Consider the following 16,774-nt stretch of genomic DNA (forward strand, 5'->3'; position numbering starts at 1 on the left):
ATGAAGGAGGTCGAGATGCTGACACGTGATAGTCTGATCCGTGAATATCGTGCCCGGAGCGGTACATTCTCGGCGTTGCTTTTGGTCTATGCGCTGATCATCGGGACGATGGTTGCGACGGCGTCTTTCATCGTCTGACGCCTGTCAGGGCATGTGCCCTGAGCCGGATTTATCTCTACGGATTACAAAACCGCCCTTGGGCGGTTTTGCTGTTAGCGCTGCGTTAAACGTCGGCGGCCTCACCGACATTGTCGACACCCCGTTCCTCTAGCAGCGTGGTGAGCCAGTTGGGGTCCATCTCCGGCACCGAACTCAGCAGAAGATCGGTATAGGGATGGTGCGGCGGGGTGAACATTTCGGTTTTGGGGCCCTGTTCAACCACCTTGCCGTGCTGCATCACCACCACCTCGTCGGCGATTGCGCGGACCGTCGCGAGATCGTGGGTGATGAACATGTAGGCGAGGTTGAGCTCCTTCTGCAGCCGGTCCAACAGCCGCAGGATGCCCTCGGCAACGAGCTGGTCGAGTGCGCTCGTGACCTCGTCGCAGATGATAAAGCTGGGCTCTGCAGCCAGCGCGCGGGCTATCCCGATGCGCTGCTTCTGTCCACCGGACAGTTCTGGCGGGAAGCGGTCGTAGTATTTCGACGGCTCCAGTTCGATCAGGTCCAGCAGTTCATCGACCCGTGACTTCAGCGCCGTGCCCGAGAGCCCGGAATAGAACCGCGCCGGGCGCCCAATGATCTCGGAAATCCGGACCTTGGGGTTCAGCGCCGTATCCGCCATCTGATAGATCATCTGTGCCTGACGAAGCTGATCCTTGCTACGGTCAGTGTATTTGGGGGGCAGGGGCTCACCGCGGAAAAGAACCTGCCCGTTGGAGGGGGGCAGGAGTCCAGTAATCACCCGCGCCGTTGTGGATTTACCAGAACCTGATTCACCAACCACCGCGACCGTCATGCCCTCGTGGATGTCGAAGGACACATTGTCGAGAACCTTGACCCCACCTGTGTAGGCGGCATCGATGTTCTGGACGGAGACGAGCGGCGTGGCGTTTTGGGGGCGCTCTTTCTGTGGACGCTCGAAGCTGCGCACGGCCCAAAGGGATTTGGTGTAATCTTCCTTGGGGTTTTTCAGCATCTGCTCGGTCGGAGCCTCTTCGACTTCCTCGCCCTTCAGCAGCACCTTGATCGTGTCGGCCATCTGCGCGACCACCGCGAGGTCGTGCGTGATGTAAATCGCCGCAGTGTTGAACTGATCGACGATGTCACGGATCGCGGCCAGGACCTCGATCTGCGTAGTCACGTCAAGTGCCGTGGTGGGCTCGTCAAAGATGATAAGATCCGGACGACAGGCCATCGCCATCGCCGTCATCGCTCTTTGCAGCTGTCCGCCCGACACCTGATGTGGATACCGGAAACCGATCTCCTCCGGGTTCGGAAGGCGCAGCCGCTCATAGAGTTCGATCGCGTCTTCCTGTGCCTCCAGCCGCTTCTTGATGCGGTACTGGACCGGCGCCTCCGTGTGTTGGTCAATCAACTTGTGCGCCGGATTGAACGAGGCTGCCGCGGACTGCGCGACATACGCGATCCTGGAACCACGCAAAGCGCGTTTCTCGGCTGAGGTCGACGTAGTCATTTCGATGCCGTCAAACTCAATCGATGAGCCTTCCACAATCCTGGTGCCATCACGGGCATACCCCATGGCGGCGGCGCCAATAGTGGACTTGCCCGCTCCGGACTCACCGATGAGGCCCATGACCTCACCCCTGTGCAGGGTAAGGTCGACGCCCTTGATGATTGGCACCCAGTTTTCGCCAGTGTAGCCCTCAATTTTCAGATCCTTGATCTCGAGCAGGACCTGCTTTTTCTTCTTCGGGTCATTGTTGGTCATATCGGTCATGATCACATCTCCTTCAGGCCGGAGGAGCGCCACAGCATCCAGTCAACGACGAAATTGACCGCAACCGTGAGCAGCGCAATGGCCGCAGCAGGAATAAGCGGGGTTATGTCCCCAAACGAGATAAGTGTGGCGTTCTCGCGCACCATCGACCCCCAGTCAGCAGTCGGAGGCTGAATGCCAAGGCCGAGGAACGACAGACCGGCGACAAGCAGGAACACGAAGCAGAACTCCAGACCAAATTCTGCCACCAGCGGAGCCGTGGAGTTCGGCAGGATTTCCCTGCGGATCAGGTACCAGTCTCCCTCACCACGAAGCTTGGCAGCCTCGATGTAGTCCATGACCACTACGTTCCCGGCCACCGCCCGCGTAAGTCGGAACACCCGCGGCGCGTAGATAATGGCAACCGCGATGATGATCACGGAGATCTGTGGGCCGAAGATCGAGAGCATCAGAAGGGCGAAGATCAGCGACGGGATCGACATGATTACGTCCGCAAAACGGCCCATGAACTGATCGAACCATCCACCCTTAACCGCTGCGAGAAGCCCCGCGAGTGCACCCATAAAGAATGCCGCCAGCGTAGCCAGAAGTGCCAGACCAACGGTGTTGCGCGCGCCGAATATGATGCGGCTGAACATGTCCCGGCCAAGCTGATCCGCGCCGAGCAGCATGTTTTCGTCCGCAGGAGCAAAGGCTGAGGCGATCACCTCGCTTTCCCCATAAGGCGCGATCCACGGAGCGAAAATTCCGGCGATGGCGTAAGTGAAAATCACGAACATACCGAAGGCCGCCGTCAGTGGGGCTGTTTTCAGCTCCTTGGACGTGTTTTTCGGCGTGATGATGACGAGGAATTCCTTAAACGCGTAGGAAATACCCGCTGCGAACGCAAGGATACCGGCAGCCATTGCGACAAACCGCAGGGCTCCCACGCCACCCACGATACCGAGCACGAAGGACGCCAGGGTGAGTGAGAACACCGTCATGAACACGCCACGCCGCTGGAAGTAGGCGGCGATACAGGATGCGATGATCAGGGAGGCGAAGTAGAGTATTACAAAAAGTTCCATGATCCCGCTCCCTTACTTCGGATGCCGCAGGCGCGGGTTGGTCAGGATGGCACCAACGTCGGCTGCAAGGTTGAGAAGGATAAAGGTTGCCGCGAAGATCAGGCAGCAGGCCTGAACCACCGGGAAGTCGCGTTTTGATACCGCGTCGACAAGCGACTGACCAATGCCGGGATACACGAACACAACCTCAACAAGCACCACACCGGTAATCAGATAGGCGAGGTTGAGTGCAACCACGTTGATGATCGGTGCCCAGGCGTTGGGGAGCGCATGCTTCACAATCACCTTCCATGGCGGTGTGCCTTTGAGGCGGGCCATTTCAATATAGGGGGAGGCCAGAAGGTTGATGATGGCCGCCCTTGTCATGCGCATCATATGTGCTGTCACAACCAGAACCAGCGTCAGTGCGGGCAGGAACGTCCGGTGGAGCAGTTCACCGAAGCTAAGATCGCCACTGAGGCTCGCAATCGCCGGAAAGGCGCTGGACTTAACGGCCAGAAAGAGGATGAGCACATAGCCCAGGAAAAACTCAGGGCTCGAAATCGATGTCAGCGTCAGCACGTTGGCAACCCGGTCGAACAGGGTGTTGCGCAGAAGAGCCACGATTATGCCAAGCGTGATCGCGAACGGAACGGCGATGACCGCCGCATAGGCCGCGAGGAAGAGGGTGTTGACGAAACGGTCGGAAATTACGGCACTGACCCTTTCACCGGTTACAATGGATTCTCCGAAGTCACCGACAACCGCACCACCAAGCCATTCGAAGTAGCGGACAATAGCGGGCTTGTTCAGTCCCATCTGTTCCCGTAGTGCGGCGAGATTTTCCTCCGTGGCGCCCTGTCCGAGAACCGCCTGCGCAATGTCGCCTGGCAGAAGTTCGACCATGAAGAAAATGATGATCGAAATGATCAGTAGCGTAATCAGCCCCAGGCCGAGTCGCTTGGCTATAAGAGTGACTATATCACCCATGTATTCCCCCGTTTTTGTCAGGATCCCGCAGCCGGGTCAGTGGACCAGGACAGACAGTACGTCAGAACGCCCGTCCCGGTCGGTGGGCCCCGGAGTGGTTCCGGAGCCCGGCAGGTCATGGCGCGGGCCTAGTCGGCAAACCACCAGCGGCTTGCCGCACGCGCACCGTCGTTTTCCCAGCTCGCGGCCATCTGTTCGGGGGTGCCGACATTGGCGCGGTTGGCGTAGACAAAGTTGTTGAAGAACGGGATGATCGTGCCACCGTCGTCCCGCGCGAGCGTAGCCATCTCGCGATACATTTCCGCACGCAGTCCGTCGTCCAGTTCCGATTTGGCCTGAAGCAGCAGTTCATTGAACCGCTCGTTCTGCCAACGGCTTTCGTTCCAGGCCGCATCGTCCTTGTACGCCAGCGTGTACATGACGTCCGGCGTCGGGCGGGCGCCCCAGGAAACCATCTGGAAGGGTTTTTTGAGCCAGACTTCCGAATAGTATCCGTCGTTCGGTTCGCGCACCACGTTGATATTGATGCCCGCGGCTCTGGCCTGCTCCTGGTAGAGAACGGCCATGTCCACGGCACCCGAGAACAGACTGTCCGCAGTCGACAGGTTGATCGTAAGCCCTTCGGCACCGGCCTTGGCCAGCAGCGATTTCGCCTGATCGGGGTCGTAAGTGCGCTGCTCGATTCCTTCCGGCCAGTATGGCTGTGCCGGCGAGTGATGGAAGTCATTGCCCATCGTGGCTGCTCCGAAGGCGATCTTCTCAATGATCTCCTCGCGGTTGATGGCAAGTTTCAGCGCGTTGCGTACGTCGACATTGTCAAACGGTGCGGTGTCGCAATGCATCGGCATGGTAATCGCACCTGCCGACGGAATGTTGTGGATCACGATGTTTGGATCACGCTGCAGCAGAGCCATGGTCTTCAGCTCAATGAGCGAAACCGCATGCACATCGCCCGTCACCAGAGCGGTCTGGCGGGCATTCGGGTCGTTCAGAACGATGAGGTCAACACTGTCAAAGTAAGCGCCTTCCCCGTGCCAGCCATCGTGGCGGCTGAGCGAAATCTGAACACCCCAGTCCACATTGTCGATCTTGTACGGGCCGGAACCGTCGCCGGACTGCCAGTCGATCGTGCCGTCCTCATTGGCCGGGCAGATCGCAAGATGGTAGTCGGTCATCAGCCAGCCGAGATCGGCGTTACCCCGCGAAAGCGTAAAGGTTACGGTATGGTCGCCGTCAGAGGTGATATCCGTCACGTCCGTGAGCAGAGCCTTGGCGGCCGAGGTTGATGCGTCGCCACGGTGGTGGTTGAACGAAGCGATAACGTCATTGGCGGTTACGGGACGTCCGCTGTGGAACACCGCGTTCGGGTTCAGCTCAAACGTCCATTCTGACGCGTCGTCGCTGGCTTCCCACGCGGTTGCCAGGTCGGGACCGAGTGAGCCATCGCCGTTGATCATCGTCAGATAGGAGCGATGTGTATGCGCCAGATAGATCTGCTGGCGCGACAGATATGTGCCGGGATCGTGCGTGTCGGCGCTGTTGCCGTCATGCAAACCCCAGCGGAAATGGCCACCGCTTTTCGGCTGGGCGTGGGCCTTGCTCGTCCAAAGGCCGGTTGCCGCCGTTGTCGTCATACCTGCCGCTGCAGCGGTGTTCAGAAAGTCCCGCCGCGAAATGCTGCCCCTCCGGGCCTCATGGGCAAGACGATCCATGTTAATTCGAGAAGGTTTGGTCATTGGTACTCCCTGTTTTCCGTCTGTCACCTTAGTCCAGTGCGACCGATTGACCGTTGAGTATACAGGCAGTTCTTTCGCCCGCACACACTCACACTGTCTAACAAAACATGATTGATGCCGGGACTAAAGCCCGTTTTCCGGGAAAATATGGTCTATTCCAGTGGTCATTGTCCCGTTATGGGCGAAAATCCCGGAAAGTTTTCATTCGATCGACGAACTTTGTAGTTTTGTGGAATCGGTTAACTGACTGACATTGCCGCTTCAAAACCAACGCGAAGCCATCTGGTTTTCAAGGATATTTGCCACGAACCTGGTGAATTCCGACCAGTCTGGCATCTAATTGGAACAATGAACGGTCCCTGCCTCCCGGCAGTTGTCGCCGCGGTTTATTCTCAGGCCTTCCAGGATCCCTCCGGCGCTGTTGCAATCGTCGGGTAGGAGGTGTTGTAAATGCGCCAATAGAAGAACAGTTTGGCTGAAAACAGAGCTTGGGTTAAATGCTGTCGACAACCAAAAATGTGGTAAATTCCGTCGGCGCCCCCGTGGGGAGGGCCCGTTGCCTCTGACCCGGTCCGATATCGTCGCAGCCCGCGACATCATTCGCGGCGTGGCCGATGCAACGCCGATGGTGCCGTCGCCGTTCATGTCCTCCAGGCTTGGCACGGAATTTCTCCTGAAACTCGAAATTGCCCAGCCGATCGGGGCGTTCAAACTCCGCGGCGCATACAATGCGATCATGGCCTTGCCCGATGGCAGCCGCGGCGTGACCTGCTGTTCGACCGGCAACCATGGAAGAGGCGTAGCCTATGCCGCCGCAAAACGTGGGTTGAAGGCGGTGATCTGCATGTCCGAGCTGGTGCCGCAGGCAAAGGTCGAGGGGATCAGGGCGCTGGGCGCGGATGTCCATATTTCGGGCAGCAGCCAGGATGATGCGCAGGCGGAGTGCCTACGCCTTGTCGAACGGGAGGGACTTGTGGAGATCCCGCCTTTTGACGACCTGAAAGTCATCGCGGGCCAGGGAACCATCGGCCTCGAGATGATGGAGGCCCGACCGGACCTTGACAAGATCCTCGTCCCGCTCTCGGGCGGAGGTTTGGCCGCCGGGGTCGCCTTTGCCGCCAAATCGTTCGATCCTGACGTCAGGGTCATCGGCATCTCAATGGACCGTGGCGCTGCAATGTTTGCATCCGTGACAGCCGGACACCCCGTCGAGGTCGAGGAGGTTCCCAGCCTTGCGGACAGTCTTGGCGGCGGCATTGGAAATGCCAACAAATACAGTTTTTCTCTCTGCCGGAAATATCTGGACGACATCGTTGTGGTCACCGAAGAACAGATCCGCGACGCAATGCAGGTCCTGTTCTACGAGGATCGAATGGTTGGTGAAGGTGCCTCGGTCGTTGGTATCGCCGCATACCTTGCGGGTCTGCTGCCTGAACCTGCGGGACCGGTCGGCACGATTGTCACCGGTCGCAACCTTGATATGCGGCAGTTTCAGCGCATCATGGCCGGGCAGGACGTTATGCTGGGCGACTACACCCTGAAAGGCCGATCCTATGACCCGTGACATCAGAATTCTGACCGAGGCCCAGTTGCGTGGCCTGGTCAAACTGGATCTGGATCTGGTCAACGTCATCGAACGCGCCTTCGCCGCGCTTGATACCGGTGGGGTCGTGATGCCACCGATCCTTTCGATGGACCTGCCCGAGGTAAACGGGGAGGTCGACGTGAAAACCGCTTACATTCCGGGTTTTGACGGATTCGCGATCAAGGTGAGCCCAGGGTTTTTCGGCAATCCGGGCCTTGGTCTGCCGAGTCTCAACGGCCTCATGATTCTGTTTTCTGCGCGGACCGGTTTGGTTGAAGCGGTTTTCCTCGATAATGGCTACCTGACCGATATTCGTACGGCTGCCGCTGGCGCCGTCGCTGCGCGACATCTTGCCCCCGCTGAGGTTGAAACCGCAGGGGTGATCGGTACGGGCGTGCAGGCGCGCCTTCAGATGCGGGCGGCACATCTGGTCAGGCCATTCCGTAGCATCCTTGTTCATGGGCGCAACATCGGCAAAGCGGAAGCGTGTGCGCGCGATCTGGCGGAAACTCTCAATATTGAGGCTGAGGTCGTCGAAAACGGTGCGGATCTTGTCGCCCGGTCACAACTGGTCGTTACGACCACTCCGTCACGTGAGCCTCTGATAGACGCATCCTGGCTGCACGAGGGGCTACACGTCACGGCAATGGGTTCGGATCAGGCCGGGAAAAATGAGATTGATCCAAACGCAATTGCCGGTTGTGACCTCTACGTGGCGGACAGGCTGTCGCAATGCGAAACGTCGGGCGAGTTGGAAGCCGTTCGGGCCGCTGGGCTCGACCTTCGGCAACTGCCGACCGAGTTGGGCCGGATCATTACCGGAAATCACCCTGGTCGCACATCCGATAGCGCGGTGACCGTAGCTGACCTGACCGGAACCGGGGCGCAGGACACGGCAATCGCCAGCCATGTTTTCCCGCTCATTGGCTCAGGCGGAACCGTGGTTTCCACCTGAACCGTGACCTGTACCCGGGATTACTCCGGATACAGACCGCAATCATTTTGGCCTCAGCCGCAGGAGCCCTCCAAGCCAACCATGCCGTTGCCGACACCCGTAACCGTCAGGTTGCAGGACTGGTCACCCGAGGTCACTTCGACGCTCTCGCCGGCCGAAACGAGTTGGGTCGTCACCCCGTTCACTGCGATCCGTGCGGCGGAGCCATCGGCGGACAGGCCCGACACAAAGACCCGCAGCGCCCCGTCAGCAAGCTGCGCTACGGTCCCCGGACGGAAACCATCTTCAGGGGCCGGAGGCACTCCGCCATCCGATGCACCGGCATCAGCCTGACCGGAGCTTTCGGCAGGTTGCGCGGAATCGCAGTCTGAGCCGATCTTTGCGCCGTCATCCGTCATGCCGAGTACAACAATGGAGCAGTTCATTCCATCGAAACTTACCGGCGTCGAACCACCGGCGCCGAGGCTGACCGGTTCCTGGTTTATAACCATGCGCACGGAGCCACCGCTCGGGTCGAGCCTTGATACGAAGGCACGGACCTTGCCATCAGCGAACATGGCTGTCTGCCCCGGTTTCAATGGATCGCTCACCGCCACGCCGTCGGCCTCGGTAATGTCACCATCTCCGGATGGACCAGCAGTGGACGCTACGGCTGCGGCTGCCGCCTGTGCGCTCTGTTCAAGGCCGGAGGTAATTTCGGCCATTGCCGAGTCAAACGCCGCTTTCTGCTGATCCGTGGCATTGGAAATTGCGGCGGAAAGCTCGCCGGTCAGGCCCGACAACTTCTCATCCATTGCCGCGTGAATCTGTTCGGTTACCGCGCCCGCTTCCGGCATGGAGGCTTCGAGTGCCGCAATTCGTTTGTTCAGTGCGGCTATGGCCTCCTGTTGCGCGCTTGCGGTTTGTTCGGCCGCCTCCTGGCCCGGAGCAAGTGCTTCGGAAACCGCTGAACTGATGTCCTCCTCACCGGGCCCCCCGCTGAACAGAATACCGGCAATCAGCCCGACGACGGCGCCTCCCGCTCCGAACAGAATTGGCTGTTGCGACATGAGTAATTCCCCCCTTTTTGTCACCTGTTTCTGCCCGGCCGCGCTCAGGTACTACGTCGGGTCGTGAACTTCCCCGAGAGTACTATGGTTAGTCCATTCACACAAACATACTAATGGACTAGCCGGCCTCTTCTTTCTGTGAAGCCCCTTGCAATCATCGGTTGCTGCAAATCGGCCTTCAGACCCGCTGGTTTAGTCCGGGCAGGGCAGCCGCGGTAGCCGTCTCATGCCGTGCCGTCTTCCGCGCCGCAGTCAGCGCATCGTTGAGCATGCGCCACGCATCGCTATTGGATCCCGTCGCACCCCGGCCATATTTCGCCGCTCCCAACGCGATCAGTGCCTTCTGAACACCCTGCCTCTGCCGCGGGTCAGATCCGCGGACCCGCCCAGCCCAGACGTCGAGCGCGGGACGCAACGCGGCCGCGTCTCTGTCTGCCAGGGCTTTGTGCAGTTGTCTCCACGCATGCTCCTCCGATGCGAGGCGTGCTTCACGGCGTTCCGCGAAGTGCTGTGAGACCGGCTCCCGAAACCTACGGAACAGTACCGCGACTATCGCAACGGTTATCAAACCTGCAATTCCGGCCAGAGCCAAAAGGCGCCAGTCCCGCGGCGGTTCGTCGCTCTTGGCTGGCGGCCCGTCAACCGAGATGGAAAACCCCTCAACTGTCGCGGTCTCCACAGTCTCCGTTTCCAGATTGTACCATTCAACCGTGACCGGGGGCACCTCGCCACTTCCGCCGCCTTCCGCGACGAAGGTCGTGCTTTCGGTGCGCGTTCCGCCAATCTCGCCCCGGTCTTCCGTCTCCGTCATCACCGGCTCATCGGGATAGGCGGCCACTCCCTCGATCTGCGCCTGCGTCATCAATGCCGGCAGGAACATCGGGGATGTGCCGGACACCTTTGCAACTATGGTCCTTTTGACGCTGTCTCCCGGTGTCATCCCGGCGGGATCTCCATCCACCGTCTGCTCCAGTTCAAGCGATGCAGCGGCGACGAATGGATCGAGGTTTTCGGCCCCGGCAGGCAGGACCCCGGCAAACCCGAGCTCCGGTGTGTTCAGCGTCGCCGTCACCGGTTCATTTGTGTCCGGATCGGCATAAGTGACCGTGACCTCCTGCGGCGGGATGAAAAAGTCGCCTGGAACCATCGGTGAAATCCGGTAGAGCCTGGATACTCCATTCCATGTCTCACCATCCACCGGAGCGCTGCGCGGATTGGTCGATCTGCTCGGAAGCCGTATCAGCAGATTGGGCGCCTCCAGTCCCGGCCAAACCGGCGGGCTGGGCAGATAGGTCGGGACAAGAACCGTCAGACGCAGTTCCAAAGGCTGGCCGGGTATCGCCTCGGTCTCCGGAAAGGAAACCTCAAGAACCGCCTGGCCGTTTTCCGCCTCGATCAGGATTTCTTCCGCGCCGGCATTCTCTTCCTGAGCGTTTGCCAGTGGCGCCAGCAGCATCATAACCGTGATGAGCGCCAGCTTTTTCATTCGCCGTCAACCTCCGCTTCCGGGGTTTCTGCTGCTTCACCGCTTCCTGAGCTTTCCCCGCGCGTCGCCTCAACTGCAAACCTCTGACGCAGAAAATCGCCGGTACGCGTGTCCACCGTGTTCATCCACTGTTCAGTGGTCAAAAGCCCGGATCCGCCCTCCTGGGGCGCTTCCATTTCCGTGTCGGCACCCATATTGGACTCGTTGTCCAGAACGACATCGTCGGCTCCGATGCCCGAGTCCTCGCCGGTATCCGACTGCGCCCGGGTTTCCTCAACATAGGTGACAATGCGGTTGGCCAACTCCAGATTTTCGGTGGCATTCGGGTATTCGGGATCGCGGTCCAGAACCGTTTCAAACGATCTCACACCGTCGCGATAGGCTCGCGACTTGATCTGGGCCATGCCCTGGATGAAGGCGGCCTGGGCCGTTTCAACACGGTCTAGAACTTCAACCGCAGCATCGTACTGACCATCCCGGTAGAGGGCGTATCCGCGCCAGAGCGGGTCGGTGAAAAGTTCCGCAGCCCGCGAGAAATCCCGGTCCTCAAACGCCATGTTTCCCTGCTGGTCCGGGGTGAAGAACCAGACGGCCAGTCCATCAGCATGGGCCGGGTCATGCGATGTGACGCCCCAGGCCAGAAAGATGACGCTCCACCGCATCGTCCAACCCCGCCGGAACCACAGAAGCGTCAGAAGCGCCACCGGCCAGGCAAGAAGGTGTCCGCGGTCCAGCCAGGGCTGGTCCGCATTTTCCAGCATCGCCTGTCGGTACGCGGCATTCAGCAGGCTGTCGATTCGCCTTATGTCCCCGTCATTGGGGGTCGCGCGGACGACCTGAACGGAGGTCAGCGCGTCAAGACCACGGTCAGCGGTTCCCCCGGGCAGCATTTCCAGCACCGCAACCGGATGCTCACTGGCATCCAGTGCCGAAACATCCGCCGGGTCCAGACTGTCCGTTACAAACAGGATCCCACCGGGGGCCGCCTCCGAGGCCAACATTTCCTCAGCCAGCATAAGCGCGTCCGCCGCCTGTGCCCCATCCCGCGGCATGATGTCAGGGGTCAGACCGGCGAGATAGGGCGTCATGACATCCGGATCCTCGGTCATGGGCACGACACCATGCGTACTCCCGGCATAGGCCAGCAGAGCGGTACGGGCGCCCGCACGCAATGACAGCAGATCGCGAACTTTCTGTTTCGCCCGCTCGAGCCGGGAGGGCGCGATGTCCGTTTCCTCCATGGATGGTGCCACTTTCAGCACCACGATTACTGGCGCGGATTGGGCCACAAACGGGTCGGGCATCCTCGACCAGGTCGGTCCGGCCGCACCAATAGAGAGCAGCGCCAGGGCCAGCGCGACCCCGTCTATTGGCATGATCCGGCGACCGCTCGCGTTCCCGACCGTCAGGGCCTCGCGCAGGTGCGGCGCGATGTGGTCGGTCGGCATGTCGCGCCGCTGGTGCTGCCGCCTGATGCGCCACCAAACCCAGGCAATGAAGGGAATAAGAAGCAGGCAATAGGGCCTGATGAAATGAAACGCGCCGAGGGCGATCTCAAACGAACTCATGCGGCCGCCTTCCGCAGGGAGGTGAGGGACAGGTACAGCACCGTGAACACCCCGATCAGCGCGGCCGCGCCCATCGGGATCCAGGCGAGCGACTGACGCGGGCGGTAGGACAGGGTTTCCACCTCCCGTGGCGACAGCTCATCAATACGTTCATAAACCTTCCGCAACGCCGCCTCATCGCCCGCAAAGAAAAATTCCCCGCCGGTCCGCGACGCGATGTCCTGAAGCGCAACGAGATCCACGCGGTCCTCGCCGGTGGCGTCCGGATCGCCCACCCCAACGGTGTGAATTTCGACGTCCTCACCCGCGGCAATCTCGGCTGCATTGACCGGGCTCATACGGCTCGCCGTATCGCTGCCGTCGGACAGAAGGATCAACAGCCGCTGTTCTATTTCACTGGCCTCAAAGGTGCGGATCGCGAGGCCAATTGCATCGCCCAGCGCCGTATGCGGCCCTGCCATTCCAACCTCGGTGCGGTTGAGCAGCGCGGTTATGGTCTGAAGATCTTCCGTCAGCGGCGCCTGGACATAGGCTTTGGACCCGAACACGATCAGAGCCATCCGGTCGCCCTCGCGCCCCTCAACAAATGCGCTGACCACGTCCCGCACGCCTTCAAGCCGCTGTTTCGACCGGCCATCCGGCGTCGCAAAATCGCGCGCATCCATTGATCCCGAAATGTCGATAGCGAGCACCACGTCGCGGGCCGCCTTCGTAATCTCGACGGGCTCTCCAACCCGTTCGGGCTGTGCCAGGGCCAAAACCGACAGACACCAGATCAGCGCTGCCGCCGTAAGTTGCAGGCGGGTCCGGGCCATAACAATGGCGCCCGGACCTGATTCCGCGCCGGCCGCATCAACGATCCTGCGGAAGAATGGAAAGCGCAGTGCGGGCACCCGTTCCCGGCGCGGCGGCACCAGCCACATCACCAGCAGGGGCAGGGGAAGCAGTACCAAAGCAAATGGGGCATTGAGGGACATCATGTCGCATCCTCCACCTTATGCCCCCGAACCCAGCGCTTTGCCGCCTCGCCCAACCCGGGAACGGGTCTTGCCCCGCGTCCATAGGGCGCATGGACTATGGCGCGCCCCGGCCCATAGGAGAACCTGCCGTCTCCGGTTGCGTCCAGAAAAGCAAGCCAGTCACCACCGGTCAGACCGGCGACCTTCGACCTCGGCCAGGCCGCAAGGGCGGTGCGCCGCAGAACGTCCGCCACCGCAACCGGATCGTCGCCCGCCTGGACCAGTTCATCCAGCGCGGCCCGGCGATAGGCCGCAGCCCGCCACCGACGCCAGATCCGAAAGACCAAATACGCTATCAAAACCAAAATCAGAATGGCGAGCACCAGCCAGCCGGCGGTCTGGGGTAGCATTGAAACCGGTGCGGGTCGTTCCGGCTCCGCCAACTGGTTGAGCAGGTCAATCAACGTGTCCGGAGCTTGGTTGTCTTCCCCGTTCATCTCTGACGTAACCCCATCAGGCGACGGATTTGTGGCAGCGTCTCCTCTGCCGCTGAGAGTGGCAGAACCGGAACGCCCAGACGCCGTTGCCAGTCAAGGATGGTGGCGAGCCGTCCTGTGGCCATATCCGCGACGCGTTGATGTGCGGTCCGGTCCCCGGTATCGATCTCCGCCTGCAGCGATCCGTCCGACACCACCAGACGCATGTCCGCTGGCACGTTGTCCGCGAACGGATCACTTACCAACCCCAGTACCAGATCATTCCTCCGCGCAATCGCGGTAACCAGGCGTTCGGTCTCATCATCGACCACGTCGAAGTCACTCAGGATAATGATGAGATGATTGCGGGGGGCCATTCGGGCCACGGATTGCAGAATGCGGGTGAGCGGTATTGGCTCAACCGCCGGGGCCTCGGCGTGGAGCAGCCCGTTTGCCTCGGCCAATGCCATGAGCAGGCGGTCCAGCGCGGCTCTGCTGCGCTGGGGTCTGATCTCGGCCACAATCTCATCCCCGAACACCACGCCGCCGATCCTGTCGCCCTGTTCCAAAATGCGAAACGCGGCAAGCGCTGCCGCTTCCGCCGCCGTCACGGCCTTGGTGTTGAGTTCCGAGCCGAAGAACATAGACATGCGCTGGTCCACAACGATCAGGGATGGTCGGTCCCTCTCCTCCGTCATGACCCGCACATGCGGCTTGCCGGTGCGCGCGGTCACTTTCCAGTCGATGGAGCGCACGTCGTCGCCCGGCAAATAGGTTCTCAGTTCCTCAAAATTCAGACCACGCCCCCGCAGCCGCGATGCGTGTCGGCCGTTCAGAACCGAACGCGCGGGCTGGCGGGGAAGGAAGGTCAGGCTTTTTGCGCGGCTTTCAAGTGAGCGAAGATGGGCAAGATCGACGCTGATCCGGGGATCGACCGCACTGGCGGACGCGGTCGCCGGGACCGTTCCCGTTCGTACCCGTGCCGCGTGGTCTGAAGTCGCCATGTCAGGGCAGCGCGACCTGGCGGATCATCTCCTCGACAACCCGGTCCGGGGTCACTCCCTCGCCCTGCGCGGCATAGGTCAGCTTCAGACGGTGACGGAATACATCCGGCGCAATGGCCCTTACGTCCTCCGGATCCACATAATCACGCCCGGCAAGCCAGGCATGGGTCCGTCCACATTTGTCGAGCGCCAGCGAGGCCCGCGGGCTCGCCCCAATCTCGATCCAGTTTATCAGGTCATCGCCGAAGCCGTCCGGGTTCCGTGTCACGTCGACCAAGTCCGCCATGTAGCGTTCCATGGGCTCGGCCACGTGGATGGCACTGATCTCCTGACGTGCGGCAAAAACCGCGTCCTGCGGGATCGCGGGCGGCTTTGCAGTCGCGGCACCGGGGTCATCGGACGCGGTATTCGCGGCAATCTCCTCGCCGCGCACGAGGCGGATCACCTCGACCTCGTCCTCAACCGGCGGATAGGTGATCAGTACATGCATCAGGAACCGGTCCATCTGCGCCTCGGGCAGGGGGTAGGTGCCCTCCTGCTCAATGGGATTCTGGGTCGCCATGACCATGAAGAGTGGTTCCATGACGTGGGTCTTGCCGGCAACCGTGACCTGACGTTCCTCCATCGCCTCCAGCAGAGCGGCCTGAACCTTTGCCGGTGCGCGGTTAATCTCGTCGGCCAACACGATGTTGGCAAAAATCGGACCGGGTTCGAACCGAAAATCCCCGCCGCCCCCGGACTGGTAGTATACCTCCGTGCCGGTAACATCTGACGGAAGCAGGTCCGGCGTGAACTGAATTCGGCTGAAATCGCATTCAAGGTTTTTGGCCAGAGCCTTGATCGCACGTGTCTTAGCAAGCCCGGGAAGCCCCTCAACCAGCAGGTTACCGTTGGCCAGCAAACCAATTAGCAGCCGGTCAATCACATCCCGCTGCCCGATGATGGCCGTCCCCATGCGCTCGCGTAGGCTGTCTATCTGGTCTCTCGCTGTCATTCGGACGCTCCCGTCCAGACCCGGGACCAGTCCTCTTTCATGTCAACGAGGGTCCAGCCACGCTCCCCAGCTTCATCAAGCCCCCGGTTGAGGACACCGATATGGCCGTCACGGTCATATGCAAACTCCCGCTCGGCATCCGTGTGATGGATCAGCAGGCCAAAGCGCGGCCCTTCGCCCGCAGTGGTCCATTCCAGCATCGCAAAATCGCCATCGGAATTGCCGCCCGCCAAAATGGGGCGTTGACCAATATGACGCATGATGCCGACCGGTTTGCCTTCCTTGTCATCCACGAAGGAAATTCCGCCATCCTTGGTGATGGTCGGTGTGCCGCTCTCCGCAGAGTAGGACGTGTTGCCCTCGCTTCCCACAACCTGCCAGGGTGGAATGCCGTAAGCCTTCCGAGAGATCGCGCGGATGAAATCGATGCCGCCGCCGGACACGATGTATGTCGTGAAATCCTCATCGCGCAGATAGCGGAGCAACTCGACCATCGGCTGATAGGTCAAGGCGGCGTATTCCATCTCCATCGTGGGATGGGTGGTGTTGGTGAGCCACTCATGGGCGCTCGCCTTGAAATCCTCGGCGGTGATGCCGGAATGGCTCATGTTGATGATCTCCAGTAGGCCATCCAGCCCATTGGCCATCATCCCCTCCATGTCGCCGTCATTCGCGGCCCTGAGCACGTCGGAGGTCAGTATCGACGGATCGGCGGCTGCTTTTTCCTTCAGAATATCGAGGGCATAGAGTACCTGAAAATAGGCAGGCTGTTCGGCCCACAGGGTCCCGTCATTGTCAAATACGGCGATCCGGTCACGCTCGGGTACGTAAGTGTCCGCGTCTGGATCGGTAACACTATCAACAAATTCGATAATTGCTGTTTTGGTGCCCCCGTCGTTCCACGAGGGTAGGGGATCAGAGAAGGCTGCGCCGGCAAAAAAAGTAATTGCGGTAGCAAGGAAAAATGGCATCCGGGTCATCTAAAATTCCTTCGACCGGGGACCGCGGCGAAGTTTGCCGCATTTT

General features: G+C 60.5%; 15 protein-coding genes. 3 read left to right on the forward strand and 12 right to left on the reverse strand.

Annotation, left to right across the window (positions count from 1 at the left end):
• Positions 1 to 15 precede the first annotated feature (15 nt).
• A complete protein-coding gene (locus tag ACP15P_RS14935) occupies positions 16 to 138 on the forward strand; it encodes a hypothetical protein (protein WP_424929258.1) in 123 nt (40 codons plus the stop codon).
• A gap of 85 nt (positions 139 to 223) precedes the next feature.
• Here ACP15P_RS14935 and ACP15P_RS14940 read toward each other — a convergent pair whose 3' ends face one another.
• From ACP15P_RS14940 to ACP15P_RS14955, 4 genes are all read right to left on the reverse strand, one after another.
• Entirely contained in the window at positions 224 to 1,900 is a 1,677-nt protein-coding gene (locus tag ACP15P_RS14940; protein ID WP_424929259.1) for an ABC transporter ATP-binding protein, read from the reverse strand.
• A gap of 2 nt (positions 1,901 to 1,902) precedes the next feature.
• Positions 1,903 to 2,967 (reverse strand): ABC transporter permease, encoded by a 1,065-nt coding sequence (locus ACP15P_RS14945; protein ID WP_424929260.1) that lies wholly within the window; start codon positions 2,965 to 2,967, stop codon positions 1,903 to 1,905.
• A gap of 12 nt (positions 2,968 to 2,979) precedes the next feature.
• Positions 2,980 to 3,936, reverse strand: coding sequence for an ABC transporter permease (locus ACP15P_RS14950; protein ID WP_424929261.1), 957 nt, complete (start codon positions 3,934 to 3,936; stop codon positions 2,980 to 2,982).
• 128 nt (positions 3,937 to 4,064) lie between these two features.
• On the reverse strand, positions 4,065 to 5,672 hold the full coding sequence (locus ACP15P_RS14955) for an ABC transporter substrate-binding protein (RefSeq protein WP_424929262.1): 1,608 nt from the start codon (positions 5,670 to 5,672) through the stop codon (positions 4,065 to 4,067).
• Between the two features lie 556 nt (positions 5,673 to 6,228).
• Here ACP15P_RS14955 and eutB point away from each other — a divergent pair.
• A complete protein-coding gene (gene eutB / locus ACP15P_RS14960) occupies positions 6,229 to 7,236 on the forward strand; it encodes a hydroxyectoine utilization dehydratase EutB (protein WP_424929263.1) in 1,008 nt (335 codons plus the stop codon).
• Entirely contained in the window at positions 7,226 to 8,212 is a 987-nt protein-coding gene (locus ACP15P_RS14965) for a cyclodeaminase (RefSeq protein ID WP_424929264.1), read from the forward strand. The genes eutB and ACP15P_RS14965 overlap by 11 nt, the downstream gene beginning before the upstream one ends.
• 53 nt (positions 8,213 to 8,265) lie before the next feature.
• Here ACP15P_RS14965 and ACP15P_RS14970 read toward each other — a convergent pair whose 3' ends face one another.
• The 8 genes from ACP15P_RS14970 to ACP15P_RS15005 all read right to left on the reverse strand — a co-directional run bounded on the left by ACP15P_RS14970 (position 8,266) and on the right by ACP15P_RS15005 (position 16,728).
• Positions 8,266 to 9,261 carry a hypothetical protein gene (locus tag ACP15P_RS14970; RefSeq protein ID WP_424929265.1) on the reverse strand — a complete coding sequence of 332 codons (996 nt, stop codon included), beginning with the start codon at positions 9,259 to 9,261 and terminating at the stop codon, positions 8,266 to 8,268.
• A 178-nt stretch (positions 9,262 to 9,439) separates the two neighbouring features.
• Positions 9,440 to 10,747, reverse strand: a complete 1,308-nt coding sequence (locus ACP15P_RS14975; protein ID WP_424929266.1) for a COG1361 family protein — start codon at positions 10,745 to 10,747, stop codon at positions 9,440 to 9,442.
• On the reverse strand, positions 10,744 to 12,315 hold the full coding sequence (locus ACP15P_RS14980; protein ID WP_424929267.1) for a VWA domain-containing protein: 1,572 nt from the start codon (positions 12,313 to 12,315) through the stop codon (positions 10,744 to 10,746). The genes ACP15P_RS14975 and ACP15P_RS14980 overlap by 4 nt, the downstream gene beginning before the upstream one ends.
• Positions 12,312 to 13,295 carry a VWA domain-containing protein gene (locus ACP15P_RS14985; protein WP_424929268.1) on the reverse strand — a complete coding sequence of 328 codons (984 nt, stop codon included), beginning with the start codon at positions 13,293 to 13,295 and terminating at the stop codon, positions 12,312 to 12,314. The genes ACP15P_RS14980 and ACP15P_RS14985 overlap by 4 nt, the downstream gene beginning before the upstream one ends.
• Complete coding sequence (locus tag ACP15P_RS14990) at positions 13,292 to 13,771, reverse strand: DUF4381 domain-containing protein (RefSeq protein ID WP_424929269.1); 480 nt, start codon at positions 13,769 to 13,771, stop codon at positions 13,292 to 13,294. The genes ACP15P_RS14985 and ACP15P_RS14990 overlap by 4 nt, the downstream gene beginning before the upstream one ends.
• Complete coding sequence (locus tag ACP15P_RS14995; RefSeq protein WP_424929270.1) at positions 13,768 to 14,754, reverse strand: DUF58 domain-containing protein; 987 nt, start codon at positions 14,752 to 14,754, stop codon at positions 13,768 to 13,770. Before ACP15P_RS14995 ends, ACP15P_RS14990 begins: the two co-directional genes overlap by 4 nt.
• Position 14,755: 1 nt before the next feature.
• The gene (locus tag ACP15P_RS15000; RefSeq protein WP_424929271.1) at positions 14,756 to 15,748 is read right to left on the reverse strand and encodes an AAA family ATPase; all 993 of its coding nucleotides are present in this window, start codon (positions 15,746 to 15,748) and stop codon (positions 14,756 to 14,758) included.
• Positions 15,745 to 16,728, reverse strand: coding sequence for an HAD family hydrolase (locus ACP15P_RS15005; RefSeq protein ID WP_424929272.1), 984 nt, complete (start codon positions 16,726 to 16,728; stop codon positions 15,745 to 15,747). Before ACP15P_RS15005 ends, ACP15P_RS15000 begins: the two co-directional genes overlap by 4 nt.
• Positions 16,729 to 16,774: the final 46 nt, after the last annotated feature.

The sequence above is a fragment of the Amaricoccus tamworthensis genome (assembly GCF_049800875.1).
GTDB classification, from domain to species: Bacteria; Pseudomonadota; Alphaproteobacteria; order Rhodobacterales; family Rhodobacteraceae; genus Amaricoccus; species Amaricoccus tamworthensis.